Raw genomic sequence first — 8,198 nt, 5'->3', positions numbered from 1 at the left:
ACCCGCTACGACAAGTTGGCCGTCCGGTTCCAGGCCAGCCTGACCATCACCATCATCTGCGAGTGGCTCTGACCGGCTTATGAAACACGCCTTAGTCGAGCAGTTCTCGCAGCGCCTCCGCCAGGGTGGGGACGCTGCTGACCGGGCGGGCGAAGGTCAGCCGGAGGTCGGTGTGCCCGTCCGGGCGCTCGGCCCGCAGCACGAGGCCGGAGGCGTCGAGGGCGATCGGCACGATGCGGGCCGTCCCGGTCGGCGTCAGGCCGCAGCGGGTGGCGATGCGGTCGAGGACGTCGCGGTGACACCGGGCGAGGTGATGGAGGTGCGCGGCTTCGTCGGGGGCGAGCGGGTCCGGCCGCGCGGCGCGGAAGGCGGCGATGTCCACCGGGGCCGGTTCGCCGCCGCTGACGAGCGCGACCTCGACCGGTTCGATCGCCCAGAGGGCGACCGGCGGCAGGTCGAGCAGGGACATGACCGTCCCTGCGTCGCACGAGTCGAGGCGGGCCGGGTCGAGCCGACCAGCCGTTCCGGCCAATCGGATGCGGTTTCGGATCCGGGACCGCACGGCTAGCGGAACGACCTGTGTCACGTCGAGACGCACCGATCCCGGGCGCCCCCGCTCGGCGACCAGCAGGCCACCGGTGCGGCTCATCGCGTCGACCGCGAGGACCACGGTGCCGTCGGGCAGGACGGCGTGAGACGTGACGAGATTGGCGGAGCGGTCACCGAGCGCGAGTCGCAGGGACGAGGCAGCGGCGAGGATGGAGCGGGCGATGACGGCGTGTTCGTCCGGCGGCGTCGCGCCGCCGCGGTCTGCGGGCGGCTTCCCGGGGATTGTGCCGAGGTCGGCGGCGGGGCGGGGGACGGCCGGCTCGGCGCGCCGCCCGGCGGGATGGATCGCCATGTCGGTCTCCTCGGCAGGGAGTGCGGGGTGGAAATCCACCTCGCGACACGACGTTAGTAGGTAAGGCTTACCTTTGCCAAGGTGACCTCGAACATGCGTCCGGCCGGCGGCGCACGACGCGCGCGTCGCGACCGCCGGCCGGGATGCCCGTGCCCGCTCAGGCGGGCTGGTAGGTGAGGCAGTCGCTGACCGTGGCGCCGGGGCCGACCGTGATCGACTCGGCGGAGCAGGCGAGGTTGGCGTTGAAGACGCACTCGGTGCGTGCGCACGCCCCCACCGCACCGGTGATATCGGCGATTCCGCCGCTCACGGACGACTCGACGAACGTCGCGCAGGAGGCGGCGTCGCCGCTCGACGCCACGGTGATCGCCGGAGCGTGACAGCCGCCGTCGTTGAAGCTGCACACGGTGGCAGCACACTCCCGTACGGGAGGAGACTGCAAAAGGGTCTTCATGGTGCCTCCATACCTTGGAGCCGGCGATGGAAACCTGCGGCCCGGATGTTTCGATGGCAATTCCGAGATGCCGCTCGAACGGGCGCGAAAACCGTCTGCCCGCCGACCTTCGGTCATTTCTTCCGTGCACACATTAGCATCGCCCGGCCATCGACGAGTGGAGTGGACATTGTTTCGACCGGGGCTCGATCAGTTCTAAGATTAGGCTCACCTGAGTGAGGGAAGGCTTTGTTTACCGGTGAGTGGCGAGGCTATTGCGTATCAGCGGTTGCCGCAGCCGAGCGTGGTCGCGCGTCCGCGCCCAGCCGTCACCCTGCATGCATTAGCAGGGAGACAGTGCATGCGGATGCGATCGACGACGGCACCCAACGTCTCACCCGGTCGCTGACGGTCGGCCCGTATTGGGCAGACCGGCCGACCTGCACCGGTTCGAGCATCCCGCGCCGGATCTGGTATCTGTCACCGTGGGCCCTCTTCTCGCCCGTAGGCCGATGACGGTCAGGCCAACGGATAGGTCGGGCGTGAGCCGCCAAGGAGTACGCGCTCGCCGCGGCATCACCTCGGCGCGCGCCGACCACCTGGGCCGGCGGCGGCCGCGACGGTGCTCAGCCCCGTCGGGTCGACGGGTCGACCACGCCGTGCCGCCGGACCGCTCGGCTCACCAGCCCCAGCCCGGCGAGACCGGGTAGGCGATCGATCCGGTCGTCGAGATGCCGGATCTCCTGCCAGCCCGCCTCGTCGCCGAACAGATACCGCACCAGGTGGTCGGTATCTGTTCGGGACAGCGCGCCGGAAGCGCCAGGTGCCCAGAGGTGACGCAGCGCCAGGCGGGTCAGGCGTCGGGCACGCACCGAGCGGGCCAATCGGTCGCGGGCCTGGCTGGCGAGGTAGGCGGCATGTCGGGACTCCCGTCGCGTCACGCGGTGTAGGACGTCGGTCAGGACCGGATGCTCCTCCCGCACAGTGAGCCGGTGGTACCCGCTGCGGATCGTCCACTCGTCCACCGCGGCCCACGTCATCCGAATGGCGACGGCGTCGTCACCGTTCACGGATGCCCATCGTGCCGGTGTGCCGTGCCGGACGCGCCGCCGCGCGACCGCCGCCTCCGGGTCGTCCGGCGCAACGTCGTGTGCGGCGAGGACTCTGGTCAGCATCTCCCCGTGCCAGTCCTTCTCGTGGGCCCACCTGGCCAGCATCGCGGTCTCGATCGGATCGGCCTGTGCCGGGGCGACCAGCGGCTGGGACGGATGACAGAGGCGACGGAAGTACCGCAAGCAGCGCAGCGCGCCGTCCGGCAGCGGCCGCCATCGGAAACCGTCGTAGGTGATGCCGTCGTCGTCGACCCGGGTTACCGCCCTGGCGTGTGCGCCGAAATCGAAGTCCATGACCTCGATTCGGAGAGCGAGGCACTCCGGATGGGTCGACCCGGTGGGTGCACCGGACGGGGTGACCGTCCGTCGGCTGGACGTGGCCGTCCTCCGCAGCGGTCTGGACGTGGTCGACCTCGTAGCCCCAGGCCCCGTCTCGGGCGGAGCCACCGGCACGGTCAGCAGTGCCGCGCACGCGGTACCGCACCGCCGCAACTATCGATATCCTTCTATCGGTGGCTTCCCTCGGGAGCCGATCGGGACGGCGCCCGCCGTTCCTCGGAGAGGAGTGCGGATGAGAGACATGGTGCGGCACGGTGCACGACACGCGGCGGTCGTGCTCGGCGTGTGGGCCCTCGGGGTGGGCCTGCTGCCGGCATCCGCCGCCGGGGCGGATCCGACCCGGCCGGAGGCTCCTGCGTCGGTCCGGGCCCCGGAAGGGGACCAGTTCTCCGCCGAGGGCGTCACCACGGTGGGTGAGCTGCGCACGCTCGACACCGCCCGCGCCGCCGGCAAGCCGGGTGCGCGTCAGGTCATCCGGCACCCCGGCGCCACGTACGTCAAGGTCCACTTCCGGGATCTGCGGCTGAGCGAGGGAGACCACGTCACGGTGTCCAGCCCGGACGGCCGGGAGAGCTACCGCTACGACCGGCGCCTCGACCGGAGCACCGGCTCGGACTACACCACCGACGGCGGGGCCGGCTTCTGGGCGATGTCCGTGACGGGGGACACCGCCGTGGTGACGCTGCACAGCGCCCGGCCCGCTCGCGCGGTCGTCGATGTCGACCGGTTCTGGCGGGGCTACGACCAGGCCGAGATCGCTCGGCACAACTTCTCGACCACGTCCGTCTGCAGCACCGACGCGCGCCGGGACGTGGTCTGCTACCAGAGCACCCACCCCACCGAGTACGCCCGCGCCCGAGCGGTGGCCCGGTTGCTGATCGGGGGCGGCGGGCTGTGCACCACCTGGCGGGTCGGGAACACCAACCGGATGCTGACCAACAAGCACTGCTTCTCGACCCAGTCCACGGTCAGCGCCAGCGAGGCGCAGTTCAACTACCAGTGCGCCACCTGCGGCGGCGGCAACCCCGGCGCGGGCACGAAGGTGAGCGGCGCGACTCTCTACCGGGTGAGCAGCGGTGGCTCGGGTGAGTTGGACTACGCGCTCTACTCGGTGAACAACTTCGCCGCGATCCAGGGATTCGGCACGCTCTACCTGCGGACCACCGCGACCAGCACCGGCACGCGGATATACGTGCCCGGGCACGGCGACGGCAGCCCGAAGCGGCTGTCGATCTACGAGGACACGCAGAACGGCGGTGTCTGCACGGTGCGCAACGCGAACTACAACAGCTGGAACATCAGTTACAGCTGCGACACCTCGGGCGGCAACTCGGGTTCCCCGGTACTCGACGCCAACCACCGCGTCATCGCCCTGCACCACCTCGGTGGGTGCCCGTCCAACCAGGGGGCGAAGGCGCACCTGATCTACAACGAGATCGCCGGCCTGATCGACAACGGCTGACGGGCGCGTCCCGGTGGCTCGTCGACCGCACGCGGCGGGCGGGCTACCGGGCGCGTCGTGGTTGTCGTCTGACTGTCGCATCGCGCGTCGCGGCCGATCCGGGACGTCTCGACGGCGGGTACCGATCCGTCCTGCCGTCGTTCCCGCCTCATCCGGCCGGCACGCATGTCACTCGTCGTGGCCCGGGGGCCCGGCGCGTTCCTCGGCGTACCCGTCGAGGCCGATCTGCACGACCCGGGCGAGCCCGCAGCGGTCGACGGCGCTCAGCCGGCGACCGGACGGATCGGTCGTCGTCAGCCCCAGTTCGGTGAGCTGACGGGCGCAGTCCGCCATCCTCCGCGAACGCCTCGGGTCGGGCCGGACGCGCCCACGGAGCACCTCGACGACGAACGCGTCGAGGTCGATCTCGCCCCGCTCGATCAGTGCGTGGGCCAGTCGCCGCCCGAGCGGGCGCAGCGCCTCGGGGACGAACCCCGCCGCGGTGAGGTGCCAGGCCGACCCGCCGGGGCATCGGTAGACGCTGACAAGTCCACCGTGGCTGCCCTGGTCGGTAGCGGCCGCCAGGAGCGCGGCGGGCTCGTCGCGGTAGCGCTTCTTACCGCACCGACAGTTGTACCGCCGGGTCATCGACGCACCAGTCGGCGCAGCGCCCACCGCGCCACCGGCAGGTACAGCAGGACGGCGGGCGCGAAACCCCTGATCGTCAGCCCGGCCCGCGCTGCGCCCGCCGTACCGTCGACGGTGTGCCGCAGGAGCGACCGGACGCCGGCCGCGGTCACCAGCCACGACCACTCCCGCACGGCGCCGGCGGGGCATGGCCCGCTCACCGTCGTGCCGCGGCTCAGGGCGACCCGGTCGATGCTCATCGCCCTCTAGTCTGCCTCGCCCGGCACCGGACGCTCACCAGGCGAGGAAAACCGCCGGCGGGATCCAGCCCGGTGCGGCACCGGCGCGAACGGCGCCTCCGGCGGTGCGTTTACAAGGGGAAGACATTGACGGTACTCTCTCTATAACGTTATAGGGCGGCGGGCCGAGGAGGATCGATGCGGCGACGACTGATGTTGCGCGGCGTGGTGGGAATCGCCGGCGGGCTGGCGCTCGCCGGACGAGCCGTGACCGATGGGTGGGCGGCCGGCACCGGCAACCCGGTGCGACTGGTCGGCGACACCTCCAGCGGAGGGCTATACCAACCCTATCCCGCCGGCCTGACCCGGACGCCGTTCCTCAAGCTGCCCACCGGCAGTATCCGGGCGGCTGGTTGGCTGCGCGAGCAGCTGACGCTGGAGACGACCGGCATCGCCGGGGCCTACGACGAGGTGTCGCACTTCCTGGTTCGTGGGGACAGCGGGTGGACGAACCCCGCCAAGGCGGGCTGGGAGGAGCTGACCTACTGGCTGCGCGGGCTCGCCGCCCTCGCCGGGGTCACCGGGGACCCGGGACTTCGCGGCAAGGTGTCCGCCTGGGTCGAGGGCATCCTGGCCACCCAGCAGCCCGACGGCTTCTTCGGGCCGACCCGGCTGCGCACCTCGCTCGGCGGTGGGCCGGACTTCTGGCCGTTCATGCCGTTGCTCCAGGCCCTGCGGACCTATCAGGAATACAGCGGCGACGGCCGCATCGTGCCCTTCCTGACCCGATTCCTGCGCTACCAGAGCACCTTCGGCGCGTCGGCGTTCAACCAGTCGTGGGGCCGGGTGCGGTGGGCCACCAACCTGGACAGCGTGTACTGGTTGTTCGCGCGCACCGGGGACGGTTTCCTGCTCGGTCTGGCCGACAAGATCCATCAGTACAGCGCCAACTACGTGGACAACATCCCGAGTTTCCACAACGTCGACTTCGCGCAGGGATTCACCGAGCCGGCGTACGTCGCGCTGCGCGGCAACGCCGCGCTGACTCAGGCCTCCTACCGGACGTACGCCCGGATGCAGGACACCTGGGGTCAGTTCCCCGGTGGCGGCTTCGCCGGGGACGAGAACGTCCGCGACTGGAGTCGGGACCCGCGGCAGGGCTTCGAGACCTGCGGCATCGTCGAATACATGCAGAGCTTCGAGGTGATGGCGCGGCTCACCGGTGATCCGGGCTGGGCGGACGGCTGCGAGTCCCTCGCCTTCAACTCACTGCCGGCCGCCATGGAGCCGGTCACGCACCGCAGCCTGCACTACATCGTCAGCGCCAACTCCATCCAGCTCGACGACCGGCCCAAGACGCAGGGGCAGTTCCAGAACGGCTTCGCGATGCAGGCGTTCCTGCAGGGCGTCGACCAGTACCGCTGCTGCCCGCACAACTACGGGCAGGGCTGGCCCTACTTCACCGACAACCTCTGGCACGCCACCGCCGACCGAGGTCTGGCAGCCTCCCTCTACGCACCCTGCACGGTCGGCGCGAAGGTCGGCGCGAGCGCCACCTCGGTGACACTGACCGAGAGCACCGGATATCCCTTCGACGGCACGGTGTCCATCCGGATCGGCACGCCGGCGCCGGTCGCCTTCCCGCTGTACCTGCGGATCCCGGGCTGGTGCCCGAACCCGTCGGTGGCGGTCAACGGCGCGCCGGTCGGCGCCGTAGCCGGTCCGGCCTACCTGCCGGTGAACCGCACCTGGCGCGACGGCGACACGGTGAGCCTCACGCTGCCGATGTCGCCACGGACCACGACCTGGGCGGGGAACAACAACTCGATCTCGGTCAGCAACGGGCCGCTCACCTATTCGCTGGAGGTCGGCCAGAACTTCCTGCGCCGCAACGACCCCGCGTCGGCCTGGCCGGAGTGGACCGTCCTGCCCACCTCGGCCTGGAACTACGGCCTGCTGCCCGGCGGCTGGACGGTGCGGGGCACCGGGGCTACCGGCAACCCGTTCACCCCGGCCGGCAATCCGCTGGTGCTGACCGCGTCGGCCAGGGCCGTCCCTAACTGGCAGCAGGACGGCGAGAACGTGGTGGCGACCCTGCAGCCGAGCCCGGTCGCCTCCGACGAGCCGTCCGAGACGGTACGGCTGGTGCCGATGGGCTCGGCGTCGTTGCGGATCACCTCGTTCCCGACCATCGGCGGCAACCGGGACTGGCAGCTTCCGGCCGTCCCGTCGGCGTCGCACTGCTTCAGCGGCGACACCGTCACGGCGCTCAACAGCGGCTACGACCCCAGCAGCTCGTACGAGACGAGCCGCCCCCGGTTCACGTGGTGGGACCACCTCGGCACGACGGAGTGGGCACAGTATCGCTTCGCCCTGCCGGTCCGGGTCTCGTCGGCCAGCGTGTACTGGTTCGACGACACCGGGCACGGCTCCTGCCGGACCCCGGCCACCTGGCGGGTGGATTACCTGACCGACTCCGGCGCCTGGCAGCCGGTCGCGAACCCCTCGGGATACGGCACGGGGATCAACGCGTACCAGACGGTGTCCTTCACGCCGGTGGTGACCACGGCGCTGCGCGTCGTCGTGCAGCTTCGACCGGGGGTGTCGGCGGGCATCCTGCAGTGGCGGGTGCGTGCGGTCCCCGCGCCCGTGGTGGCGGGCCGCTGGTATCGCATCCGGAACCAGAACTCCGGCAAGGTGCTCGGGGTGAGCGACATGTCGACCGCGGACAGTGCCGACGTGGTGCAGTTCGCTGACAACGGCACCGCCGACCACGACTGGCGGCTCGACCACGTCGGCAACAACTGGTACAAGATCGTCAACTCGCACAGCGGACTGCTGCTGGCCGTCGCGGCGATGTCACGGGCGAACAGCGCGCGGGCGCAGCAGTTCCGCGACAACGGCAGCGCCGACCACCTGTGGCAGTTGATCGGCAACTACGACGGTTGGTTCCGGATCCGTAATCGCCACAGCGGTCTCCTGCTGGGGGTGGACGGCATGTCCGTCCTGGATGACGCCCACGTCGTCCAGTACGAGGACAACGGGACGACAGACCACAACTGGCGGCTGGTCGGCTGACATCGCGTCGGGGCGGGCCCAGATGGTC

Annotated in this window: 7 protein-coding genes; 2 read left to right on the top strand and 5 right to left on the bottom strand. The window is 70.7% G+C overall.

Annotated features, from left to right (window positions below):
- Positions 1-91: 91 nt before the first annotated feature.
- The 3 genes from ACIA5A_RS26590 to ACIA5A_RS26580 all read right to left on the bottom strand — a co-directional run bounded on the left by ACIA5A_RS26590 (position 92) and on the right by ACIA5A_RS26580 (position 2,740).
- On the bottom strand, positions 92-901 hold the full coding sequence (locus ACIA5A_RS26590) for a DUF2470 domain-containing protein (protein ID WP_396767168.1): 810 nt from the start codon (positions 899-901) through the stop codon (positions 92-94).
- 157 nt (positions 902-1,058) lie between these two features.
- Positions 1,059-1,355: a DUF1540 domain-containing protein gene (locus tag ACIA5A_RS26585; protein ID WP_396767167.1), complete on the bottom strand. Its 297-nt coding sequence runs from the start codon at positions 1,353-1,355 to the stop codon at positions 1,059-1,061.
- Positions 1,356-1,960: 605 nt separating this feature from the next.
- Positions 1,961-2,740: a hypothetical protein gene (locus ACIA5A_RS26580; protein WP_396767166.1), complete on the bottom strand. Its 780-nt coding sequence runs from the start codon at positions 2,738-2,740 to the stop codon at positions 1,961-1,963.
- A 277-nt stretch (positions 2,741-3,017) separates the two neighbouring features.
- Here ACIA5A_RS26580 and ACIA5A_RS26575 point away from each other — a divergent pair, with 277 nt between their 5' ends.
- Complete coding sequence (locus tag ACIA5A_RS26575; RefSeq protein WP_396767165.1) at positions 3,018-4,247, top strand: trypsin-like serine peptidase; 1,230 nt, start codon at positions 3,018-3,020, stop codon at positions 4,245-4,247.
- Positions 4,248-4,415: 168 nt separating this feature from the next.
- Here ACIA5A_RS26575 and ACIA5A_RS26570 read toward each other — a convergent pair whose 3' ends face one another.
- Together ACIA5A_RS26570 and ACIA5A_RS26565 are read right to left on the bottom strand one after the other, a co-directional pair.
- The gene (locus tag ACIA5A_RS26570; RefSeq protein ID WP_396767164.1) at positions 4,416-4,874 is read right to left on the bottom strand and encodes a hypothetical protein; all 459 of its coding nucleotides are present in this window, start codon (positions 4,872-4,874) and stop codon (positions 4,416-4,418) included.
- Entirely contained in the window at positions 4,871-5,113 is a 243-nt protein-coding gene (locus ACIA5A_RS26565; protein WP_396767163.1) for a hypothetical protein, read from the bottom strand. The genes ACIA5A_RS26570 and ACIA5A_RS26565 overlap by 4 nt, the downstream gene beginning before the upstream one ends.
- Before the next feature lie 177 nt (positions 5,114-5,290).
- Here ACIA5A_RS26565 and ACIA5A_RS26560 point away from each other — a divergent pair, with 177 nt between their 5' ends.
- The gene (locus ACIA5A_RS26560) at positions 5,291-8,170 is read left to right on the top strand and encodes a beta-L-arabinofuranosidase domain-containing protein (protein ID WP_396767162.1); all 2,880 of its coding nucleotides are present in this window, start codon (positions 5,291-5,293) and stop codon (positions 8,168-8,170) included.
- Positions 8,171-8,198: the final 28 nt, after the last annotated feature.

This window comes from Micromonospora sp. NPDC051300, from assembly GCF_044455315.1.
Classification (GTDB): Bacteria; Actinomycetota; Actinomycetes; order Mycobacteriales; family Micromonosporaceae; genus Micromonospora; species Micromonospora robiginosa.
The sequence above is the reverse complement of the archived record's forward strand: the minus strand, read 5'-3'. Positions and strand labels throughout refer to the sequence as shown.

Bases quoted from the DNA above. Each gene is read 5' to 3' on its own strand.
- ACIA5A_RS26565 (WP_396767163.1), bottom strand. From the start codon at position 5,113: ATGAGCATCGACCGGGTCGCCCTGAGCCGCGGCACGACGGTGAGCGGG.
- ACIA5A_RS26580 (WP_396767166.1), bottom strand. From the start codon at position 2,740: ATGGACTTCGATTTCGGCGCACACGCCAGGGCGGTAACCCGGGTCGAC.
- ACIA5A_RS26585 (WP_396767167.1), bottom strand. From the start codon at position 1,355: ATGAAGACCCTTTTGCAGTCTCCTCCCGTACGGGAGTGTGCTGCCACC.
- ACIA5A_RS26575 (WP_396767165.1), top strand. From the start codon at position 3,018: ATGAGAGACATGGTGCGGCACGGTGCACGACACGCGGCGGTCGTGCTC.
- ACIA5A_RS26590 (WP_396767168.1), bottom strand. From the start codon at position 901: ATGGCGATCCATCCCGCCGGGCGGCGCGCCGAGCCGGCCGTCCCCCGC.
- ACIA5A_RS26560 (WP_396767162.1), top strand. From the start codon at position 5,291: ATGCGGCGACGACTGATGTTGCGCGGCGTGGTGGGAATCGCCGGCGGG.
- ACIA5A_RS26570 (WP_396767164.1), bottom strand. From the start codon at position 4,874: ATGACCCGGCGGTACAACTGTCGGTGCGGTAAGAAGCGCTACCGCGAC.